Source organism: Nocardiopsis kunsanensis DSM 44524, assembly GCF_000340965.1.
GTDB lineage: Bacteria > Actinomycetota > Actinomycetes > Streptosporangiales > Streptosporangiaceae > Nocardiopsis > Nocardiopsis kunsanensis.
In genome coordinates this window covers 54688-75753 of the sequence record NZ_ANAY01000028.1, presented here as the reverse complement: position 1 = coordinate 75753, position 21066 = coordinate 54688, and the positions used below count along the sequence as shown (strand labels likewise).

Below are 21066 nucleotides of genomic sequence, written 5' to 3'. Positions count from 1 at the left end.
CATGTCCACCACCACCGGACAGCGTGCCGACCGGCCCACGGGCGCCGTGTCCACGCCCCCGCAGCCCCCCGGCCGCCGTGGACGTGCCCTGCCGCTCCCGGCCCGCAACCTCCTCGCTGCCGCGGCCGCACTGGCCCTGGTCACCGCACTGCTCATGGTCACCGGTGACCTCACCGCTCTGCGCCTGGCCGCGGTCGGCTACACCTTCCTCGCCCTCGCCGGACTGCAGTTGCTCGTCGGCGGCAGCGGACAGGTCTCCCTCGGACACGGGGCGTTCATGATGATCGGCGCCTACAGCATGGCGTTGCTCGTCCTCCACCTGCCGATGCTCCCGCTGGCGACCAATCTGCTCATCGTCATCGCCGTGTCCGTGATCGCCGGCATCGCCGTGGGTGCGGCCACCGCGCGCCTGCACGGGCCCTACCTCGCCGGCGCGACCCTCATCCTCGCCGTCGGGCTGCCCGGGATCGCGCACCGGTACCACGACCTGTTCGGCGGCTCCAACGGGCTCAACGTCCGCATGGCCGGAGCCCCACCCTTCCTCGACGGGATCGTCAGCACCAGCCAGTGGCAGGCGCTGGTGGTCTGGTTCACCGCCCTGCTCGGCCTGGCCCTGCTCGCGACCGTCTCTGCCGGACGCCTCGGACGCCGTATGCGTGCCATCCGCGACGACGAGACCGCCGCAGCCATGGCCGGGATCCCGGTGGGCCGGACCAAGGTCGTCGCGTTCGTGATCGCCTCCGCCGCGGGAGGTCTGGCCGGCGGTCTCCAGGCCTACGTCCTGGGCACCGTCACCCCCAGCTCCTTCTCCCTCGTACTGTCCCTGACCCTGATCGCCGCCCTGGTCCTCGGCGGGATCGCCGGCCTGTGGGGTGCGCTGTGGGCCGCGTTCGCCGTCGTCTACCTGGAGATCTGGGCCTCCGAGCTCGCCGAGACCCTGAACCTCGGCAGCGACGTGCAGAACAACCTGCCCCTCGTCCTCTTCGGTGTCGTCCTGATCCTCGTCCTGCGCTTCTGGCCGCTGGGCGTGCAGGGTGCCCTCCAGACACTGCGCGCCCGTGTCCGGCGCTCCTGACCTTCCCCTCCGCCCCCGATACAGAGGAGAGAAACCATGCCGCAGAAGAGAAGAGACCGGCAGGGCATACGCGGGATCACCGCTGCCGCTCTGGCCCTGGCCCTGGCCGCGACCGCCTGCACCGGTGCAGGCGAGGTCGGCGAGAACGGCGGTGTCGACCTCGACGTCGCCCCCGGAGTCACGGACGACTCAGTCGTCATCGGCGCCCACCACCCTCTGACCGGCCCCGCCGCACCCGGCTACCTGGCGGTCTCGCAGGGCGCCGCAGCGGTGTTCGAGTACGTCAACGCCCAAGGAGGTGTCAACGGACGTGAGATCGACTACCGCGCCGAGGACGACGCCTACGACCCCTCCACCACCATCGACGTCACCCGCGAACTCGTCATCGAGGACGAGATCTTCGCGATGATGGGCGGGCTCGGGACCCCCACGCACAGCGGTGTCATCGACTACCTCAACGACGAGGGCGTGCCCGACGTCTTCCCGGCTTCCGGAGCGCTGGCCTGGAACAACACCGAGGAGCACCCGCTCACCTACGGCTGGCAGACCGACTACACCAAGGAAGCCAAGGTCCAGGGCGAGTACATCGCCGAGAACTTCTCCGGTGAGAGCGTCGGTTACCTGTACCAGAACGACGACGTCGGTGAGGACTCACAGGCCGGGCTCGACCAGTACCTGGAAGAGGAGGTCGTGGCCCGCGAGCACTACGAGTCCGAGGTCAGCGACCTGAGCTCGCAGATGGCCGAACTCGACCGGGCCGGCGCGGACGTCGTCGTGTGTTCCTGCATCCCCGCGTTCACCGCGCTCGGCATGCTGGAGGCCGCGCGTATCGGCTACGACCCGCAGTGGGTGGTCTCCAGCATCGGCGGTGACACCGTCACCCTCCAGGGCCTGTTGGAGGAGTTCACCCAGGACACCGACGCCGAGGGGACCTCGGCGGACGCGTTCCTGGAAGACACCCTCATCACCAGTTACATGCCGCGGGTCGAGGACGAGGACGACGAGTGGGCGCAGTTCTTCACCGCCGTCTACGACGAGTACGGCGAGGGCGACCGGATCACCAACACCCACGCGTTCGGTATGACCCAGGCGGTGATGTTCTCCCAGGTGCTGATGTCGGCGGGTGAGGACCTGACCCGGCAGGCGCTGGTCGATGCGCTGGAGAACCAGGAATGGCAGGGGCCCGGTCACGTGCCCTTCTCCTCCTCCGACGGCGACCACGGCGGCCACGAGGGTGTGTACGTGGTCCAGTACCAGGGCGACGACCGGATCGAGATGGTCCAGGGGCCGCGCGTGACCGACCGTGAGGGCGGCGCGATCGAGGAGCCCGAGGGTTTCGAACGGCTCCTTCCCGAGGAGATGGAGTTCCACGACTGACGGCCGGGCCCGGATCGGCCACCTCGTGTGTGACGGTCCGGGTCCTCCGCCACGGCGACGGCCCCGGAAGGTGTCCGGGGCCGTCGCCGCGTGTTGAACCGGGTGGCTGCGGTTGCGGGTGCTCGGGGCGCCCGGGGTAGTGGTGGTTTCTTGTGGTGCCTGGGGGCGGGGGGAGACACAGACACGAACCCCTGCTCCAAGGGGGTGTCTCTGCCCAACCACGTGAAGGGCCGAGCCCCAGCGCAGGTGCACGGTGCTGGGTCCGCCCGGCCACAAGAAACAGGCATGTTCAGCCACACGAAGGGCTCAGCCCCAGCGCAGCACGGTACAGGTTCTCCCCTCCCCCACAGGGGGCAGGTCTGCTCAGCCACAGTCTTCGCGGGGTGCGCGCCCCCCGGTGCCACAGAAACCCCGGAGCCTCCGCGCGTACCACGCGGTGGCCTCACTCGCCACGTCCACGCGGTCTCTGGACGCCCGGAGCCCATCAGCCATGTGGGCACAGAAGCGCGTGAGCCCGCACCGTGTCTTTGGGCTCGGCCGGGGGAAGGCCCCTCCCCCAAGGAGAGGGAAGGGACAGAAACGAACCCCCGCCCCAGGGAGTGTCCGCGCTCAACCGCACAAGGGGCTCAGCCCCAAGGCACCTGCACGATGCAAGCTCCCCCCGTCCCAGACTCTTCTTCTTTTTTCAGGGAGTGTTCGTGGTTTTACGTCTGTGACCCTGTGCTCCACCCCTGGGGCCGGGCTTCGTCTGTGGCCGGGGGTCACACCCCCTGACGTGCGGCTCTGCGCGCGCCTTCTCCCACTCCTGCGGGAAGGGGCCTTCCCCTGGTTGAGCTCAAGGGCAAGGCGCGGGCTCACGCGTCCCCCGTGCGTTGGTGGTCGAGGGGCTCCGGGCGTCCAGAGACCGCATAAGAACGGCCGGGGAGACCACCACGCGGAACGCGCAAGGGGGCCTTCGGCCAGGGGCGACGCACCGCGCGAGGACTGTGGCTGAACGGACCTGTCGCTTATGGGTGAGGGGAGACCCTGCACCGTGTACGTGCGCTGGGGCTGAGCCCTTTATGTGGTTGAGCGTCCGGGTCTCTTCTGGGAAGGAGACCCAGCACCGTGCACGTGCTTCGGGGCTCGGTCCTTCACGTGGCTGAGCAGACCTGACGCCTGCGGGGAGCCCCGGCCGGGCCACGCCCAACGCTCCGACGAACACTACCAACCTGTACCGATCCGGCGGTCCGGGACCGGCGCGCACACGGTGCGGGACACAGAGGCGCACGGTGCGGCGCCGGGCCGGAACCCGGGACCGCACCGTGCGGGGACCCGTGGGGCGTGACCGTCCTAGACGGAGCCGCCGTGCGGGCAGGAATCGCGGTAGTCCGAGAAGTCCGTGCCGAAGCCGGTGTCCGGCGCCGGGCACAGGAACTGCTCGTAACGGACGTCGTCGTCGACGAACCGCTTCAGCCACGAGATGCTGTACTTCGCGATGGTCGTGTTGGAGATGTTCGGCGCGAAGTGGGTCGCATTGCGCAGCTCCAGGTACGTGCTGTCGAGGTCCTCGTCCAGGCTCTCGTACAGCGGGACCGCGTGCGAGCGCGTCGAGGCGATGCTGTCGTTCTCCGCCCCGACGATCATCGTGGGCACCTCGACGTCCGACCAGTCCTTGCTCAGGTGCCAGGGCGTCAGCGGGATCGCCGCGCGCAGCTCAGGACGGTCCTCGGCGGCGGCGAGGGTTCCGCCACCGCCCATGGAGTGGCCCATGAGGGCCAGGCGGTCGCCGTCGACCATGTCGTCCACGTCGCTGTCCTCGACCAGGTAGTCCAGGGCGGACTCCATCTGGCGCCCGCGGCTGTTGGGCTGGTCGTAGCGGGTGTTGGTGTCGATGGTGAAAACCACGAAACCCTGGGAGGCGATGCGCTCCCCGTACCAGGACATCGACGACTCGCTCGCGGTGTACCCGGGTGCGACGACGACACCGCCGAAGGTGCCTTCGCTGTCGTCGGTGGGGTAGTAGATGGTTCCGCCACCGAAGCCGCTCACCAGGGAGGAGACGTTCTCGGTGTCGGTGTCGAACGGGCCGGTGGGCGCGGTGACGCTCTCCTCGGTGGGGTCCGGGCCGCGCTCGTGCGGGTTCTCCGCGTGCACGGGGGTGAGGGCGCCGACAGTGGTGACGGCGGCGGCGCCGATGACGGCGGCGGTGCGGGAGGCGAACCGGCGGGTCCACGAACGCCGCAGGGTGTCGGTGTGCGATTGCGAAGGGGGGAGGGGGGACGTTGTTCGCACTGATCCATCCTTCGGTGCAGCGGGGGTCCGGGGGGTGACGGTGTGTCACATCCCGGTGGATGTCGTCCCACTATGCGGTCGTCCCCGTGCATGCGCCATCCGTTGAACCACCAGTCCCGGTAACGCCTCCGACCGCACGGAAGAAGGGGAAACACGGGGATGCGGGGGATCGCTCCTGCTCCGGTCCGCGTGACCACGGTGTTTTCCGTGGGGGGTCTCGGGGCAGGGCCGTCCTCGACAGGCACCACGTACTCGGGGGTGAGTGGTATGCCAGGCAAACAGGAACTGCCCGACACGCTCAAACGCTCGCCTGAGAAGGCACAGCGCACCTGGATCAAGGCACACGACAGTGCCGTCGAGGAGTACGGCGAGGGCGAACGCGCCCACCGTGTCGCCATGTCCGCGGTCAAGCACCAGTACGAGAAGCAGGGCGATCACTGGGTTCCCAAACAGAGCAAGGGCCCCTCCGATCCCCAGGCGAAGAACCCGCGTTCCGGCAAACGCCCGGGGCCGGACCGGGAGACCGCCGGGGGCATTGATGAGAACGCCAGCAAGGAACACCTGTACGAGCGGGCCCGTGAGCTCGGTATCGAGGGCCGGTCGAACATGAACAAGGGCGACCTCGTCGATGCCCTGCGCAAGGAGAGCAACCGCCAGACCTCGGGTTCGGGACGCAGACGCCGCTCCTGAACCACCAGCGCGACCGGCCCCGACCACGCCGGGGCCGAAGGAGGACGTATGTCTCAGAGCGTCGCCAACCACTTGCTGCGCCGACTGTCCGACTGGGGCGTCACCGAGATCTACGGATACCCCGGTGACAGCGTCAACGGTCTCGTCGCCGAACTCGGGAGGATGGAGGGCGGCCCGCGGTTCGTCCAGAGCAGGCACGAGGAGATGGCGGCCTTCGAAGCGGTCGGCCGGGCCAAGTTCGACGACGGGGTCGGTGTGTGCATGGCCACCGGGGGCCCGGGGGCCGTCCACCTGCTCAACGGCCTCTACGACGCCAAGCTCGACCACGTACCGGTGGTGGCCGTCCTCGGCCAGGCCACCCGGAGCGCCGTCGGCGGCAGCTACATGCAGGAGATCGACCTGCACAGCCTGTACAAGGACGTCGCCGGCGCCTATATCGCGACCGTGTCCGTGCCCGAGCAGCTGCCCAACGTCCTCGACAGGGCCGTGCGCACCGCCCTGGCCGAGCGCGCCCCCACCGCGGTGATCGTGCCCGCGGACGTCCAGGAGGCCGACTACTCCCCGCCCACACACGACTTCCTCAACGTCCCCTCCAGCAAACCGTCGGCCGGTCCCGTCGCCCCGAGCAAGGTCCTGCCGCCGGAGTCGGAGATCGACCGCGCCGCGGCGGTCGTCGACCGGGGTGACAAGGTCGCGGTACTCATCGGACAGGGCGCTCGCGGGGCCGAGGGGGAGGTCCAGGCCTTCGCCGACGCCACCGGGGCCGGCGTGGCCAAGGCGCTCCTGGGCAAGGACGTCCTCGACGACACCCTGCCCTACGTCACCGGTTCCATCGGGCTCCTGGGCACGCGGCCCTCGTGGGAGCTCATGCGCGACTGCGACACCCTGGTGATCGTCGGGTCGAACATGCCCTACACCCAGTTCCTGCCGCCCTTCGGCAGGAAAGCGGTCCAGATCGATCTCGCCCCGGGGCGTATCGGGCTGCGTTACCCGACCGAGGTCAACCTCGTCGGGGACGCCGCGACCACCCTCCGCGCGCTCACCGACCGGCTCACCCGGGACGGCGGCAGCGGTGGACGGCCGCACTGGCGCAGCACGGTCGAGTCCAATGTCGAGCGCTGGCACAAGGTCCAGGAAGCCCAGGCGGAGGTCGCCGCCGAGCCGATCAACCCGATGAAGGTCTTCCGCGAGCTCTCGCCGCTGCTGCCGCACAACGCGATCGTCACCGCCGACTCCGGGTCGGCGACCAACTGGTACGCCCGTTTCCTCCAGTTCCGCCCCGGCATGCGCGGCTCCTTGTCGGGGACGCTCGCGACCATGGGATGCGCCGTTCCTTACGCCATCGGGGCCAAGTTCGCCCACCCCGACCGCCCCGTCATCGCGCTCGTGGGGGACGGGGCCATGCAGATGAACGGGCTCATGGAACTACTGACCGCCCAGCGCTACAGCGAACTCTGGGAGGACCCGCGCTTCGTCGTGTGCGTGCTGCACAACAACGACCTCAACCAGGTCACCTGGGAGCTGAGGTCGATGGCCGGGTCACCGAAGACCACCTTCTCGCAGGACCTGCCCGACCTGTCCTACGCCGGTTTCGCCGAATCGGTCGGGATGAAGGCCATCACCGTCGACGAACCCGACAAGATCGTCCCGGCCTGGCACAGCGCGCTGTCCGACGAAGGGCCGGTCGTACTCGACGTGCACTGCGACGGCGACGTCCCGCCGATCCCGCCCCAGGTGGAGTTCGATCAGGCCGTGGACACCGCGAAGTCGTTGCTGTCCGGAGACCCCGACACCCGGGGCGTGGCCGCTCGGGGAATCGCCACGAAACTGCAGGAGTACCTGCCGCAGCGGGGCTGATCCCCACCGGAGGCGGGGCGCGGGCCAGGTGGTCGGCCCGCGCCCCGTTCCTGTGGACCTTCGGGGTCAGCTCCCCTGGATCTCCCCGCCCGTGGGCGTGAGCACCTCACCCGAGTAGAACGACGAGAGCTGGTTGCTGGCGAAGAACACGTAGGAAGGCGCGATCTCGTCCGGCTCGCCGGCGCGGCCCATCGGTGTCTGCTGACCGAACCCCTCCGAACCCCTCTCGCCGAGGGTGGCGGGGATCAACGGGGTCCACACCGCTCCCGGGGCCACGCAGTTGACACGGATGTTGCGGCCCCTGAGAACCTGGGACAACGAGAGCGCCAAGTTCATCACCGCGGACTTGCTGGCCGCGTAGTCGGTCATGGACTTGTTGCCGCGCAGCCCGTTGATCGAGCCCGTGATGACGATCGAGCCCCCGTCAGGGATGTGTTCGAGCGCCTCCCGCAGCGTCCAGAAGACACCCATGACGTTGACGTCGAACGTGCGGCGCAACTGTTCGGTGGTCAGGTCGGTGAAGTCGTCCAACGGGGCCTGGGTGGCGGCGTGCTCGACGAGGACGTCGATGCCGCCGAGCTCCTCGACCGCCCTGCGGACCAGGTGGGTGCAGAACTCCTCCTCGGCCACGTCACCGCGTACCGCGACCGCGCGCCGCCCTTGTTCCTGGACGAGGGAGACGGTGTGCGCGGCGTCGTCGTCCTCCCCGAGGTAACCGAAGACCACATCGGCCCCCTCCTTGGCGTAGGCGACCGAGACCGCGCGTCCGATCCCCGAGTCGCCCCCGGTGATCAGGGCACGCTTGCCCTCCAACAGACCCCGGCCCTCGTACCCGCGCATCTCGTCGCGGGGCTGCGGATCCATCGGCTTTGTACGTCCGGGATAGGGCTGGCTCTGCGCCGGAGGTGGTGTTTCGGACATGTCTCCTCCTCTTCGGATGGTCCCTCGGAGGGCGCCCCCTACCCATCCGCCACCGGAGGAATGTACGGCCGCCCCGCTTCCTTGCCGCACTTTTGCCGGACCCGGGCAAGAGGCCGCAAAGTTGCCTCCGGTGGGTTTCGCGGGCCAGGGGTCCGGTCAGGGCGGGAGAGACTACCGGGGTTCGCCGATCCCATCACTTCGGTGGAGGCATCCATGGCCGGCCACAGGCACGACGCGAAGGACCAGCAGCTCGAACACGACCGCACGGACTCGACCGAACCGCTGACCACCGACACGGGCGTGCGGGTCGAGGACACCGACAACTCCCTGCGTGCAGGGGCACGTGGCCCGACCCTCCTGGAGGACTTCCACACGCGTGAGAAGATCACCCACTTCGACCACGAGCGCATCCCCGAACGTGTGGTGCACGCGCGCGGCGCAGGCGCCTACGGCCGCTTCACCCCCTACGAGGGGCTCGGCGACCTGACCGCCGCCCACTTCCTCAGCAGCTCCGATGTCACCACCCCGGTCTTCGTGCGGTTCTCGACCGTGGCGGGGTCGCGGGGATCGGCCGACACCCCGCGTGACGTGCGCGGGTTCGCCGTGAAGTTCTACACCGAGCAGGGCAACTACGACCTGGTCGGAAACAACATGCCGGTCTTCTTCATCCAGGACGGCATCAAGTTCCCGGACTTCGTGCACGCGCTCAAGCCCCAACCGCACAACGAGATCCCGCAGGCCCAGTCCGCGCACGACACCTTGTGGGACTTCGTCGGCATGCAGCCCGAAACCATGCACATGATGATGTGGCTCATGTCGGACCGCGCGATCCCGCGCAGCTACCGCATGATGCAGGGGTTCGGCGTCCACACGTTCCGGTTCGTCAACGCCGAGGGCCGGGGGACGTTCGTCAAGTTCCACTGGAAGCCGCTGCTGGGTACCCACTCCCTGGTGTGGGACGAGGCGCAGCGGGTGCAGGGCAAGGACCCCGACTTCAACCGGCGCGACCTCTGGGACTCCATCGAACGCGGTGAACACCCCGAATGGGAACTCGGTGTCCAACTCGTCGACGAGGCGGACGAACACGCCTTCGACTTCGACCTCCTCGACCCCACCAAACTCGTCCCGGAGGAACAGGTCCCCGTACGGCCCATCGGCCGACTCGTCCTGGACCGCAACCCGGACAACTTCTTCGCCGAGACCGAGCAGGTCGCCTTCCACACCGCCAACGTCGTACCGGGCATCGACTTCACCAACGACCCGCTGCTGCAAGCACGCAACTTCTCCTACCTGGACACCCAGCTCCTGCGGCTGGGCGGACCCAACTTCCAGCAGATCCCGGTCAACCGCCCGGTCGCACCGGTCTCCAACAACCAGCGCGACGGGTTCGCCCAGCACCGGGTGCACCGGGGCGGTACCTCCTACGCGCAGAACTCACTGGGCGGCGGCTGCCCGGTCACGGCCGGCGAAGGGGTCTTCCGCCACTACACCGAACGTGTGGCCGGCGAGAAGATCCGTGAGCGCAGTGCGAGCTTCGGGGACCACTACTCCCAGGCCACGCTGTTCTACAACAGCCTCGCCGACTGGGAACGCGAACACCTCCTCGAGGCCTTCCGGTTCGAGCTCGGCAAGTGCGAGGAACTGTCCGTCCGGCAGAAGGTCGTCGCCCACCTCAACCACGTCGACCACGGGTTGGCCGTGGAGGTGGCAGAAGGTGTCGGGGTCGCAGCGCCCGACACGGAGGAGACCCCGAACCACGGCCGCTCCTCGCCCGCGCTCAGCCAGGACAACTCCGCCACGGGCGACATCACCGGGCGTCAGATCGCCCTGTTGGCCTCCGACGGGGTCGACGCCTCCGACGCGGAGGCGTTGCGTGCGCGGTTCGCCGAGGAACACGCGCACGTGGAGTACCTCGGGACCCGGGACGGGGCCCTGCACACCCGCGACGGCGGGGTACTGACCGCGAACCGGTCCATGAAGACGGTCGGGTCCGTGGTCTACGACGCCGTGATCGTGGTCGGCGGACCCGATTCGGTGGCCGAGCTCGGCAAGGACGGGCTCGCCCGCCACTTCGTCACGGAGGCCTTCAAACACCACAAGGCCGTTCTGCTGGCGGCCGACGGGCGGCGGATCGTCGAGGGCACGCCTCTGGCCGGCCGGTTCCCGGGCGCTGCGGAGACCACACGCACAACGGAGGGCGTGGTGCTGGCACCAGCCGTCGACGACGAGAGCGTGGCGGAATTCCTCCGGATCGTGAAAAGCCATCGTCACTGGGACCGGGAAACGTCGTCGGTCCCCGCATGATCGAAGGGTAGCTCATGAAGGTCGGATTCAAACTGTTCGCCGAGGGGTTCGGTCCCCGCGAGATCGTGGAGCAGGCGGTACGTGCCGAACGCGCCGGGTTCGATTTCGTGGAGGTCAGCGACCACTTCCACCCCTGGCTGGAAGATCAGGGGCACTCGGGGTACGTGTGGTCGATGCTCGCGGCGATGGCCGAACGTACCGAGCGGATCGAGCTGGTCAGCGGCGTGGTCTGCCCGACCGTACGCCAACATCCGGCGATGGTGGCGCAGGCCGCCGCGACCACCGCTCTGTTGTCCGAGGGGCGTTTCACCCTCGGGGTCGGCTCGGGCGAACGCCTCAACGAGCACGTGATCGGTGCGGGGTGGCCGAGTGTGACCACACGCCACGAGATGCTCCGCGAGGCGATCGAGATCATCCGGTTGCTGTGGAGCGGCGGTTACCGGTCCTACGAGGGCAAACACATCGATCTGGAGGACGCGCGCATCTTCGACCTGCCGGAGCGGTTGCCGGAGATCGTCGTCGCCGCCGGAGGTGAGCGCGCAGCGGGCCTGGCGGCCGAGCTCGGCGACGGTCTGTTCGCCACGGAAGCCGACGACACACTCACCGGTACCTACAGGCGCAAGGGCGGTACCGGCCCCGCCTACGGCGAGGTGCCGCTGGCCTGGGCGAGCGACGACGGAGCGGCCCTGGCGTCGGCCCGGAAGCAGTTCAGGTTCGGGCTGACCGGCTGGAAGGTGCAGTCCGAGCTGCCCAACCCGGTCAATTTCGCGGCCGCCACCGAGACGGTCTGTGAGGAGGACATGGCCGAGGCCTTCGGGTACGGACCCGACCCCGAGCGGCACGTGGCAGCGGTGCGCGGTTTCGTCGACGCCGGATTCGACCACCTGTGCCTGATCAACGCCGGTCCGGATCCGGAAGGGTTCTTCCGCTTCTTCGAGGACGAGCTCTCCGGGCCGGTCCGGGAGCTGGGCTCCTGACCCCGATGGCGCAGCCGTCGCGGTGCGGATTCATCCGCGCAGGCCGCGCCACCAGTTGAGCAGCCGGTCCAGGAGGTCCTCGGGTTCCTCCGGGCCGGTTGTCGCTGTCCTCCGGGGCCGGGGGGCCGGGTCGGGCTCCTGCGGCCCTTTGGGCGCGGCGGGCACGAACGTGACCGGGAGCTCGTTCAGCCCGCGCAGGAACGGGGACTGCGTCCAGCGCAGCTGTTCCGGTGCCACCTCGAGCCGCAGCCCGGACAGGCGCTCGTGCAGCACGGAGAGGGCCGTCGATGCGATCATGCGGGCCAGCTCCCGCCCCGGGCAGGCGTGGGGTCCCGCGCCGAACATGAGGTGGGCCCGGCTGCCGCCTGCGATCCCGGTGTCGCTCCCGTGGTCGTCGCGCTGGACGGACGGATCGAGGTGGGCCGGGGCGAAACCGAGGAGCAGGGCGTCGCCCGCGCGTATCTGCGCGTTGCCGAGACGGGTGTCCTGCAGAGCGATCCGGCCCAGCAGGGTCTGGAACGGTGTGTTGCTCCACATGACGTGGTCGAGAAGGGCCTGTACCGGGACCAGCGCCTCGGTGTGCGCGGTGCGGATGCGCGAGTCGGTCAGCAGCGTCCACATCGTGTTACCGATGAGGTGTGTGCTGGCCATGTGGCTGGAGTTGTTGATCAGGGCCGCCTGGTGGGCGACCTCGTTGTCGCTGAGCCCGATCGGGTGCTGCAGCATCCACGACACCAGGTCCTGCCCGGGACGGTTGCGTTTGCGTGCGACCAGACCGGCGAAGTACTGGTGCATGCGTGCCACACCCTCCTCACCGCGCTTGGCGTCCTGGTCGAACACGATGGAGGTGATGTCGCCGAGCATGTGCCCGTAGCTGTCGGGGAGCCCGTAGAGGCTGTTGACCACCAGGACCGGCAGGTGCGCGGCGTAACTCGAGACGAGATCGGCGCGGCCGTCTGCGATGAAGGAGTCCACGAGTTCGTCGGCGATGCGGCGTACCGTGCGTTCCGTCGTGGCCATGTCGACCCGGCCGAGGGCGTCGACGATGGGGGTGCGCAGGCGTGTGTGCTCGGCACCGTCGGCGTAGAGGGCGTTGGGGCGCCAGGAGAACGAGGGGCGTGACAGGTCGACGCGGCCCTCGACGACCTCGCGCCAGCGTCGCGTGTCACGGCTGAACACGTGCGGTTGCTGCAGGACCGCGAGGTTCTCCTGGTAACCGAGCAGCAGCCACACGCGTACGCCCGGTTCGATCTCGACCGGGGCGACGGAGCCGTGCTCCTCGCGCAGCCGCGCCCAGAGCGCGTCGCGCCCTGATTCCGGGATCGGCTCGTACAGCCGGGTGTACTGCGTGGGGCAGCCGGGGGCGGGGACGTGTTCGCCGTAGGGTCGGGTGCTCGTCATCAGGTGTGCGGAACCCGGGTGGGCCGCTTCCCTCCCTTCGAGGAGATGGGCATCGCTGCGGTGATGTGGAAGGGGGAGCGGGGACCGCCGCGTCCGGGCCGGGTACGTGCGGAGCAGTACCATGCCGTTCGTGGAATTCTAAGAGCAGAATGGGATCGCTTTCAATGTGTTCGGGAAAAGAGCGATAGCCATTCGCGGGATTATTCCCTTTGTGCGCGGTTTTTCGCTCTGAGGTCGCTTCGCGTACTCGGTGCGGCAGCGAGGGCGGCGTAGTGTGGCAGACGACTACGACATTATGGAAACCGGTGTCTCGGGGGTGGAAAGCACCACGATTTTGTCGGTGCCCGTCCTTAGTCTTCTCCTGTGAACGATCGATGGAGCATCGACGACGTCCGGGGCCTGGCGCCGGACGCCTCGTCGTGGAAGGCCGCCCGAAAGACCTCCGCCGCCGATGCTTGGCAGTACGCCGGCCTCCTGCCCGGCGAAGCCCTCGTCGTGTGGGGGGAGTTCCGGGGCAGTGGCGACCGGAGCTACACCGTGGCCGTGCACGTGGACGCGGAGGAGGCCCCCGCGTACAAGTGCTCCTGCCCCAGTCGCAAGACCCCCTGCAAACACGTGCTCGGCCTGCTCGCCCGGTGGGTCGGCGGTGAACTCTCCGAGACCGGGGAAGCCCCCGAGCGGGTCGGCCGCTGGATCAACCGCCGCGCAGCGAACCGGGCCCGCCGCGCCGTCCCCGACCCGGCCCGTGCCGAGGCCACCCGCAGGGAACGGGACCGCGCCGTCGCAGAGGGACTCGCCGAGTTGTCCCTGTGGCTGCGCGACCAGGTCGAGTCGGGCCTCTCCGGGGTGCCCGGCCGCGATTACGCCCATTGGGACCGCATGGCCGAACGCCTCGTGGACGCCAAGGCCGCCGGGGCCGCGGCACTCGTCTCCGAGCTGCCGGCCCTGGCCCGGCACCGCGACTGGCCGACACGAGTACTCGAACGGTTCGCGTACCTGCACCTGCTCGCCGAGGCCCACCGCGTCCGCGAGCACCTCCCCGACGGCCTGCGGGCGGCCGTGCACACCAGAGCCGGGGTGAGCACCCGTACCGACGAGGTCCTCGCCTCCGGGGAACGCACCACCGACACATGGACCGTCCTGGCCCGGAACGAGACCAGCGACCCCGCAACGGGTGTGAAGAGCCGGCGGGTGTGGCTGCGCGGCCGCACGCACGGATGCACCGTCATGACCCTGGCCCACGCCCGGGAACCGGACGCCCTCGGCCCCGGGCCGACGTCGGGCACCGAGATCGAGGCGGAGCTTGCGCTCTACCCGGACCGACGCCGAGCCACGGAGGTCAGCACCGGTGCGCCGGGACCCGCGCCCGTGCCGCCGGGCTCCACGGTCGCCGGGGCGCTCGACAACCACGCAGCGCAACTGGCCGAGGACCCCTGGATGCACGGCTCCCTCGCCGTGCTCGCCCGGGTGGTTCCCGCCCGCCGCGGGGAGGACTGGTACCTCGCCGACCGGTCCGGTGACGCACTGCCCTTGGGAACCCCCGGCCCCTGGAAACTGCTGGCCGTGACCGGCGGTCGTCCTGCGACCGTCGCGGGGGAGTGGTCGCCGAGGGACGGATTCACGCCCCTGACCGTGTGGCCCCAGGACGCCCCGACGGTCCCTCTGTGACCGCGCCCCGAGCCCGGGTGGCGGCGAGGGCCCGCACGTGACGGGACCCGCTGCCCCGGGACGAGGACCCGTAGGAGAGAACGGCCCCGGCACCGGGCCGACGAGGAGGACCCGCACGTGAGCACGACCACCGATCCGTGGGGGCAGCTGCTCCCCGCCGCGCTCGTCGGCACCGCCCGGCGCGCGGTCCCCGACACCCCCGCCCTGCCCGGGCCCGGGGCCGAGGACCTCCACGGTCCCGCTGCCCTGCTCGACCGCGCGGCACTCGCCGCGGTACGGCGGACCGCCGGACACACACCGCACACCGCCGAGCCCCTGGACCCAGCCCCGGACGACGGAGTCCCCGAGGTCGACGCGGCAGCCGCACACCACCTCACCGAGATCCTCACCGCCCGGCCCACCCTGCTGCCCGAATGGCTGGACCTCGTGGCCCGCGCAGGACGCCGGGTCCCCGCCGTCCACCTGCCCGCACTGCTCGACCGGGGCGCCCGCGACAGCGAACTCCGCCCCGCCCTGGCCGCCGCCGTCGGTGCTCACGGACACTGGCTGGCCCGGTTCCGCAACACCTGGCACTACCTCGGCTCCCACAGCGCCGCCGCACACTTCGACCCGAAGGTCTGGGAACACGGCGAGCCACCGGAACGCCGACGTGCCCTGGCAGCCCTGCGGCGTACCGACCCCGCAGACGCACGCGGGCGGGTGGCCGAGGCCCTGCGCGCCGATCCCGTGGCCGAACGGCGGCGCTCCCTGTTGTCGGTCCTGTCCCACGGCCTCACCACCGATGACGAGGAAGTCCTGGCAGCAGCCCTCACCGATCGCGCCGCCGGGGTCCGCGGGCTCGCACTGTCCCTGCTCAGCCGTCTGCCCGACAGCACCCACGCCGACCGTCTGCGGGGGTACGTGCGGGCCCTGGTCAGCACCGGCCCCCGGGGGGAGGTGCGGGTGGGCGGTATCGGCCCCGGCCGGCCCCGGCTCCTGCGCGACCTCGCCCTGGCTGCACCCGGAAGATCCGGTGACACCGATGCCGCACGCTCCGAGCGCCTGTGGGCGCTCATCACCCACGCCCCGCTCGACGTGTGGACCGCACTCGTGGACCCCGACCCCGCACGTGTGCTGGCCCGGGTGGAACGTTCCGGCCGTACCGACGTGCACGACGCACTCGTCAACGCCGCAGGGTTCCAGGGGTCGGCGGAATGGGGCCGGGCGCTGCTGTCCACGCTCGGTCCCGACGTGGGCGGTCACCTCGCCCGCGCCACCCGGGACCGGCGGGTCCTCCAACTGCCCGCCCTGCTGCGCCCGCTCCCGCTCGGCGAACGCTGTGCCTGGGTGCAACAGGCCCTGAGCCGCACCGAAGACCTCAACGACGCCGGTCACCTCCTGCGTGCGGCCGACGGCCCGTGGACCCCGGAATTGTCGGTGGCAGCTACGAGAATGCTTCTGAATCCCCGCAACAGGGGCGGTTACCGCGCACTCTGCGATGCCGCAGCCGAGTACCTGCCGCCCGAGCACCTCGACCACCTGCCTCCGGACCCACCCGGCCTCAGCCCTGAGGACCGGAGCCTCTACCTCGACACCCGCGACACCGTCCGTTTCCGCCGTGCCATGAAAAGGGAGCTGTAGTTGACCGCCACAGCCGAGACCACCGACACGATCCGGGCGCTGCGCCCCCACGCCGAACAGACCCACGCCGACGAGCTCGGTGCCCTCGCCGCAGCCGACACCCGCACCCGCCCCCAGGGATGGCGCCTCTCCCCGCACGCCGTCGTCGACTACCTGCTCGGCACCACTCTGGAGGACGGCACCGAGATCACCCCGAAGTACATCGGCGCCCGCCGCGTCGTCGAGACCGCCGTAGCGACCCTGGCCACCGACCGCGCACTACTGCTCATCGGTGTGCCCGGAACAGCCAAGACCTGGCTGTCCGAACATCTGGCCGCGGCCGTCTGCGGGGACTCCACCCTCCTCGTGCAGGGAACGGCGGGCACCTCCGAAGAAGCGGTGCGCTACGGCTGGAACTACGCCCGCCTGCTGGCCGAGGGCCCCAGTGAGGCCGCGCTCGTCCCCGGACCCGTCATGAACGCCATGTCCCGAGGGGCGCTCGCCCGCGTCGAGGAACTCACCCGCATGCCCTCCGAGGTCCAGGACGGCCTCATCACCGTGCTCTCGGAGAAGTCCTTGCCCGTCCCCGAACTCGGTACCGAGGTGCAGGCCCGCCGGGGCTTCAACCTCATCGCGACCGCGAACGACCGGGACCGCGGCGTCAACGACCTCTCCAGCGCCCTGCGCCGCCGCTTCAACACCGTGGTGCTGCCGGTGCCCGACACCGCTGAGGAGGAGGTCGACATCGTCACCCGGCGGGTGGATCAGCTCGGCCGGTCCCTGCAGTTGCCGGAGGTCGCCACCAGCCTCACCGAGATCAGGCGGGTGGTCACCGTTTTCCGGGAGCTGCGCGCCGGTGCCACGGAGGACGGATCGGCCAAGGTCAAATCACCCAGCGGCACCCTCAGCACGGCCGAGGCGATCTCGGTCGTGACCAATGGCATCGCCCTGTCCGCCCATTTCGGCGACGGGCAGCTGCGTCCCGCCGACATCGCCGCGGGGATCCGGGGCGCGGTGGTGCAGGACCGGGTCTCCGACGGTGTGGCCTGGCGCGAGTACCTGGAGACCGTCGCCCGTGACCGCGACGGCTGGGGCGAGTTCTACCGGGCCTGCCGTGAGGTGGACGCCTGATGCCGGCCTTCGACACCGGAGGAGTCCGGGTCCTCGGGGTGCGCCACCACGGCCCCGGGTCCGCACGTGCGGTCCGGGCCGAGCTGGAACGCCTGCGCCCCGAGGCGGTCCTCATCGAGGGGCCGCCGGAGGCCGACGCCCTCCTCCACTTGGCAGGGGAGCTCGAACCGCCCGTTGCCCTGCTCGTCCACCGCGCCGGCCGGGAGACCGGGAGTGGTACGGGCGGATGGGCGTTCTGGCCGTTCGCGTCCTTCTCCCCGGAGTGGGTGGCGCTGCGCTACGCCGTCGACCACGGCGTGGAAGTGCGCTTCTGCGACCTGCCCGCCGCCCACACCCTGGCAGAGGAGCCGGGGCGACCGGACCTGGGCGCGGGAGCTCCGGACGAGGAGACCCCGGGGGAGAGGGAACCGGGAGAGGAACCCCCGGGCGAAGAGACCGACCCGGAACACACCCGGGCCGACCCGCTCGGGGTGCTCGCCCGCGCCGCCGGCTACGACGACACCGAACGCTGGTGGGACGACGTCGTCGAACAGCGCGGTGACGGTGAGCCTTCCCCGTTCCCCGCGATCCAGGAGGCCATGGCGGCCGTCCGCGCCGAGATCGGGCCCGGGGGCGTGCGCAACCAGCGCCGTGAGGCCCACATGCGCCAGGTACTGCGCGCCACCCTGCGCGCCGGGCACCACCGTGTCGCCGTCGTCTGCGGTGCCTGGCACGCCCCTGCCGTCCACGAGACGGCCCGCCACACCGTCAAGGCCGACACGGCCCTGCTCAAGGGCCTGCCCAGGACCAAGGTCGACGCCACGTGGGTGCCCTGGACCCACGGGCGTCTGGCCACCGCCGCGGGGTACCGGGCGGGGGTGAGCGCACCCGGTTGGTACCACCACCTGTTCACCGCGCCCGACCGTCCCGTGCACCGGTGGCTCACCGACGCGGCCCGGGTCCTGCGCCAGGACGAGGACCGGGCGGTCTCCTCCGCGCACGTGATCGAGGGGGTCCGTCTCGCCGAGTCCCTCGCCGCCCTACGGGGACGGCCTCTCGCCGGGCTCGATGAGGTCCGCGAGGCCCTCACCGGTGTCCTGTGCGAGGGGGAGGAGACACGGGCCGCCCTCGTACACGGTCGGCTCGCCCTCGGCGAACGCATGGGTTCGGTCCCCGACACCGTTCCGATGGTGCCGCTCCAACGCGACCTGGCAGCACAGCGCCGCCGCCTGCGTCTCAAGGCCGAACCCTTCATCCGCGACCTCGACCTCGACCTGCGCAAGGAGAGCCACCGGGAACGCGGTGTGCTCCTGCACCGGCTCCGGATCCTCGACGTGGAATGGGGCGTGCCCCGCACACCCGAGGGCTCCCACCGCGGGACCTTCCGGGAGGCCTGGAGGTTGCGCTGGGAACCCGAGATGGATGTCGCCCTCATCGAGGCCGCCCGCTGGGGCGCCACCGTCGAGGAGGCCGCCGCCGCACGTCTGGTCGACCTCGCCGGCCGGGCCGATCTGCGCGGTGTCACCGCACTCACCGAACAGTGCCTGCTCGCAGGCCTCGACAGCGCCCTGCCCACCGTGCTCGCCCGGTTGACCGACCGCGCCGCCACCGATGGAGACGTCACCGGACTCATGGCCGCCCTGCCGCCTCTGGCTCGTGCCGGACGTTACGGCGACGTGCGCCGTACCGAGGGCGCCCAGCTGAGGACCGTCGCCGAAGGGTTGCTGCGCCGAGTGTGCGCGGGCCTCCCACCCGCACTGCACGGGCTCGACGACGACGCGGCGGCCCACATGGCCACACTCGTCGACCACACCCACCACGCCGTCACCCTCCTGGGCGAAGAACCGCTCCGCACCTGGACCGCGACCCTCGCCGCGCACGCCGGTGACGACCGTCTTCCCGGACGTGTGGCCGGACGCCTCGACCGCATCCTCAACGACGCCGACGAACTCGACCGCGACACCCTCCGCCGGCGCCTGGCCCGCACCATGTCACCAGGGATCGACCCCGCACGCGCCGCCGCCTGGCTCGAGGGCTTCCTCCAGGGCAGCGGGCTGATCCTGGTCCACGACGAGCGCCTCCTCGACCTCATCGACACCTGGCTGACCGGGCTCGCCCCGGAACGTTTCGCCGCCGTTCTCCCGTTGCTGCGCCGTACCTTCGGTGCCTTCGCCGCACCCGAACGCCGTCAGATCGGGACCGCCGCCACCCGCGCCGTCCCGCCCACCGGGACAGTGTCCCTTCCCCTGGACCCCGAACGCGCCGTACCCGCCCTGAACTCGGTCGGCGCGCTCCTGGCCCGTGCCGCCACCGACCGCCGGAACAGCCCCGGGAGGGCAGAGGTATGAGTACCGACGAGACCGAACGCGCACGCCGCTGGCGCCTGGTCCTGGGCCAGGACGCTCCCGAGACCGATCTGTCCTCCTCCGACCGGGGCATGGACTCCGCTCTCGCCGACCTCTACGACAGTTCCGGCAGAGGGCCGGGCGAGCGTGCCGGGGGCCTCGGCGCATCCGTCCCCCGTGTGAACCGTTGGCTCGGCGACATCCGCACTTATTTCCCCTCCTCCGTCGTGCGGATCATGCAGAGGGACGCCATGAACCGCCTCGGTCTGCACCGCATGCTGCTCGAACCCGAGCTCATGGAAACGGTCGAGGCCGACGTGCACCTGGTCGGCACCCTGCTCTCCCTCAACTCCGTCATGCCGGACCGTGCCCGGGAGAGCGCCCGCGCCGTCGTACGCAGTGTCGTCGACGAGCTCGAACGCCGCCTCGCCCAGCACACACGTTCCCTGGTGCAGGGGGCGATCGACCGTTCCACCCGCACCCACCGCCCGCGCCGGGTCGCCGACATCGACTGGAACGCGACGATCCGCCGCAACCTCGCCCATTACCTGCCCGAACACCGAACGATCGTGCCGCGCACCCTCGTCGGCCACGGACGCCGCAACTCGGGCGTCCATAAGGACGTGGTGCTCGCCATCGATCAGAGCGGTTCCATGGCCGAGTCGGTCGTGTACGCGAGTGTGTTCGGTGCGGTCCTGGCATCGATGCGCAGCGTGAGCACGTCCCTGGTCGCCTTCGACACCGCCGTCGCAGACCTCACCGACCACCTCTCCGACCCCGTGGAGGTGCTGTTCGGTACCCAGTTGGGGGGTGGAACCGACATCAACCGGGCGATCGGTTACTGCCAGGGGCTGATCACCCGGCCCACCGAGTCGACGTTCGTTCTGGTCAGCGACTTGTGCGAGGGAGGGGTACGGGAACAGATGCTGCAACGGATCGCGCAGATGAAGGCCGCCGGCGTCCAGGTCGTGGTGCTGCTCGCCCTCTCCGACGAGGGCGCAGCCTTCTACGACCACGGCAACGCCGCAGCCCTCGCCGACCTCGGCGTGCCGGCGTTCGCCTGCACCCCCGACGCCTTCCCCGAGCTCATGGCCGCCGCGCTCCGGGGCGATCCCGTCACCGCCCCGGCGGGCACTCACGCATGACCGTGGTGCTGCACCGCACGAACCGAGCAGGCTGGTGACGTTCCGGAAGGAGAACCCTGTGAGCACACCGATCAGGATCCTCGCCCCGCAGCAGGCGCGGCTGACGGTGGGTGCACGGGGCCTTCCGGCTGGTGAACACCGACCGCTCACAGCCACGCAAGTACGGGTGGTGCTTCAGGACCGACGACGCGACGATCGCCCGGCTGAAACCGGGGACCGTGGCTCCGGTGGTCCCTCTCCCGTCCATAAGGGCGGCGTGGACCGTGACGCCACGGGCGCAGGGCCCGCGAACCTCTCTGACCGAGGACTCTCTCACGGCCTCG

The 21066-nt window shown here is 70.4% G+C and carries 14 protein-coding genes; 11 read left to right on the top strand and 3 right to left on the bottom strand.

Going from position 1 to position 21066, the window contains the following annotated elements:
- Nucleotide 1 precedes the first annotated feature (1 nt).
- Nucleotides 2-1075, top strand: a complete 1074-nt coding sequence (locus tag D456_RS0117425; RefSeq protein ID WP_017577467.1) for a branched-chain amino acid ABC transporter permease — start codon at nt 2-4, stop codon at nt 1073-1075.
- Nucleotides 1076-1111: 36 nt separating this feature from the next.
- Complete coding sequence (locus D456_RS0117420; RefSeq protein ID WP_017577466.1) at nt 1112-2452, top strand: ABC transporter substrate-binding protein; 1341 nt, start codon at nt 1112-1114, stop codon at nt 2450-2452.
- A 1332-nt stretch (nt 2453-3784) separates the two neighbouring features.
- Here D456_RS0117420 and D456_RS0117415 read toward each other — a convergent pair.
- Nucleotides 3785-4726 carry a dienelactone hydrolase family protein gene (locus D456_RS0117415; protein ID WP_017577465.1) on the bottom strand — a complete coding sequence of 314 codons (942 nt, stop codon included), beginning with the start codon at nt 4724-4726 and terminating at the stop codon, nt 3785-3787.
- A 267-nt stretch (nt 4727-4993) separates the two neighbouring features.
- Between D456_RS0117415 and D456_RS0117410 the strand changes: the two genes are divergently transcribed.
- Together D456_RS0117410 and D456_RS0117405 are read left to right on the top strand one after the other, a co-directional pair.
- Nucleotides 4994-5416 (top strand): ChaB family protein, encoded by a 423-nt coding sequence (locus D456_RS0117410; protein ID WP_017577464.1) that lies wholly within the window; start codon nt 4994-4996, stop codon nt 5414-5416.
- 48 nt (nt 5417-5464) lie between these two features.
- Complete coding sequence (locus D456_RS0117405; protein WP_017577463.1) at nt 5465-7273, top strand: thiamine pyrophosphate-requiring protein; 1809 nt, start codon at nt 5465-5467, stop codon at nt 7271-7273.
- Nucleotides 7274-7339: 66 nt separating this feature from the next.
- Here the strand turns inward: D456_RS0117405 and D456_RS0117400 are convergent, their stop codons facing one another.
- Nucleotides 7340-8194, bottom strand: coding sequence for an SDR family oxidoreductase (locus D456_RS0117400; protein ID WP_026115969.1), 855 nt, complete (start codon nt 8192-8194; stop codon nt 7340-7342).
- 213 nt (nt 8195-8407) lie between these two features.
- Here D456_RS0117400 and D456_RS0117395 point away from each other — a divergent pair, with 213 nt between their 5' ends.
- Both D456_RS0117395 and D456_RS0117390 read left to right on the top strand, forming a co-directional pair.
- Nucleotides 8408-10498 carry a catalase gene (locus D456_RS0117395; RefSeq protein ID WP_017577461.1) on the top strand — a complete coding sequence of 697 codons (2091 nt, stop codon included), beginning with the start codon at nt 8408-8410 and terminating at the stop codon, nt 10496-10498.
- 14 nt (nt 10499-10512) lie between these two features.
- Nucleotides 10513-11475 (top strand): TIGR03557 family F420-dependent LLM class oxidoreductase, encoded by a 963-nt coding sequence (locus D456_RS0117390; protein WP_017577460.1) that lies wholly within the window; start codon nt 10513-10515, stop codon nt 11473-11475.
- A gap of 30 nt (nt 11476-11505) precedes the next feature.
- Here D456_RS0117390 and D456_RS0117385 read toward each other — a convergent pair whose 3' ends face one another.
- Nucleotides 11506-12876 carry a cytochrome P450 gene (locus tag D456_RS0117385; RefSeq protein WP_017577459.1) on the bottom strand — a complete coding sequence of 457 codons (1371 nt, stop codon included), beginning with the start codon at nt 12874-12876 and terminating at the stop codon, nt 11506-11508.
- Nucleotides 12877-13239: 363 nt separating this feature from the next.
- Between D456_RS0117385 and D456_RS0117380 the strand changes: the two genes are divergently transcribed.
- From D456_RS0117380 to D456_RS0117360, 5 genes are all read left to right on the top strand, one after another.
- Nucleotides 13240-14544, top strand: coding sequence for an SWIM zinc finger family protein (locus D456_RS0117380; RefSeq protein ID WP_017577458.1), 1305 nt, complete (start codon nt 13240-13242; stop codon nt 14542-14544).
- Nucleotides 14545-14661: 117 nt separating this feature from the next.
- The gene (locus tag D456_RS0117375; protein ID WP_017577457.1) at nt 14662-16164 is read left to right on the top strand and encodes a DUF5691 domain-containing protein; all 1503 of its coding nucleotides are present in this window, start codon (nt 14662-14664) and stop codon (nt 16162-16164) included.
- On the top strand, nt 16165-17274 hold the full coding sequence (locus tag D456_RS0117370) for an ATP-binding protein (protein WP_017577456.1): 1110 nt from the start codon (nt 16165-16167) through the stop codon (nt 17272-17274).
- On the top strand, nt 17274-19601 hold the full coding sequence (locus D456_RS0117365; RefSeq protein WP_017577455.1) for a DUF5682 family protein: 2328 nt from the start codon (nt 17274-17276) through the stop codon (nt 19599-19601). The genes D456_RS0117370 and D456_RS0117365 overlap by 1 nt, the downstream gene beginning before the upstream one ends.
- Nucleotides 19598-20743: a VWA domain-containing protein gene (locus tag D456_RS0117360; protein ID WP_017577454.1), complete on the top strand. Its 1146-nt coding sequence runs from the start codon at nt 19598-19600 to the stop codon at nt 20741-20743. The genes D456_RS0117365 and D456_RS0117360 overlap by 4 nt, the downstream gene beginning before the upstream one ends.
- Nucleotides 20744-21066 lie beyond the last annotated feature (323 nt).

Excerpts from the sequence above, each read along its gene's own strand:
- D456_RS0117425 (WP_017577467.1), top strand. The coding sequence starts at position 2 with ATGTCCACCACCACCGGACAGCGTGCCGACCGGCCCACGGGCGCCGTG.
- D456_RS0117420 (WP_017577466.1), top strand. The coding sequence starts at position 1,112 with ATGCCGCAGAAGAGAAGAGACCGGCAGGGCATACGCGGGATCACCGCT.
- D456_RS0117410 (WP_017577464.1), top strand. The coding sequence starts at position 4,994 with ATGCCAGGCAAACAGGAACTGCCCGACACGCTCAAACGCTCGCCTGAG.
- D456_RS0117405 (WP_017577463.1), top strand. The coding sequence starts at position 5,465 with ATGTCTCAGAGCGTCGCCAACCACTTGCTGCGCCGACTGTCCGACTGG.
- D456_RS0117400 (WP_026115969.1), bottom strand. The coding sequence starts at position 8,194 with ATGTCCGAAACACCACCTCCGGCGCAGAGCCAGCCCTATCCCGGACGT.
- D456_RS0117395 (WP_017577461.1), top strand. The coding sequence starts at position 8,408 with ATGGCCGGCCACAGGCACGACGCGAAGGACCAGCAGCTCGAACACGAC.
- D456_RS0117390 (WP_017577460.1), top strand. The coding sequence starts at position 10,513 with ATGAAGGTCGGATTCAAACTGTTCGCCGAGGGGTTCGGTCCCCGCGAG.
- D456_RS0117385 (WP_017577459.1), bottom strand. The coding sequence starts at position 12,876 with ATGACGAGCACCCGACCCTACGGCGAACACGTCCCCGCCCCCGGCTGC.
- D456_RS0117365 (WP_017577455.1), top strand. The coding sequence starts at position 17,274 with ATGCCGGCCTTCGACACCGGAGGAGTCCGGGTCCTCGGGGTGCGCCAC.
- D456_RS0117360 (WP_017577454.1), top strand. The coding sequence starts at position 19,598 with ATGAGTACCGACGAGACCGAACGCGCACGCCGCTGGCGCCTGGTCCTG.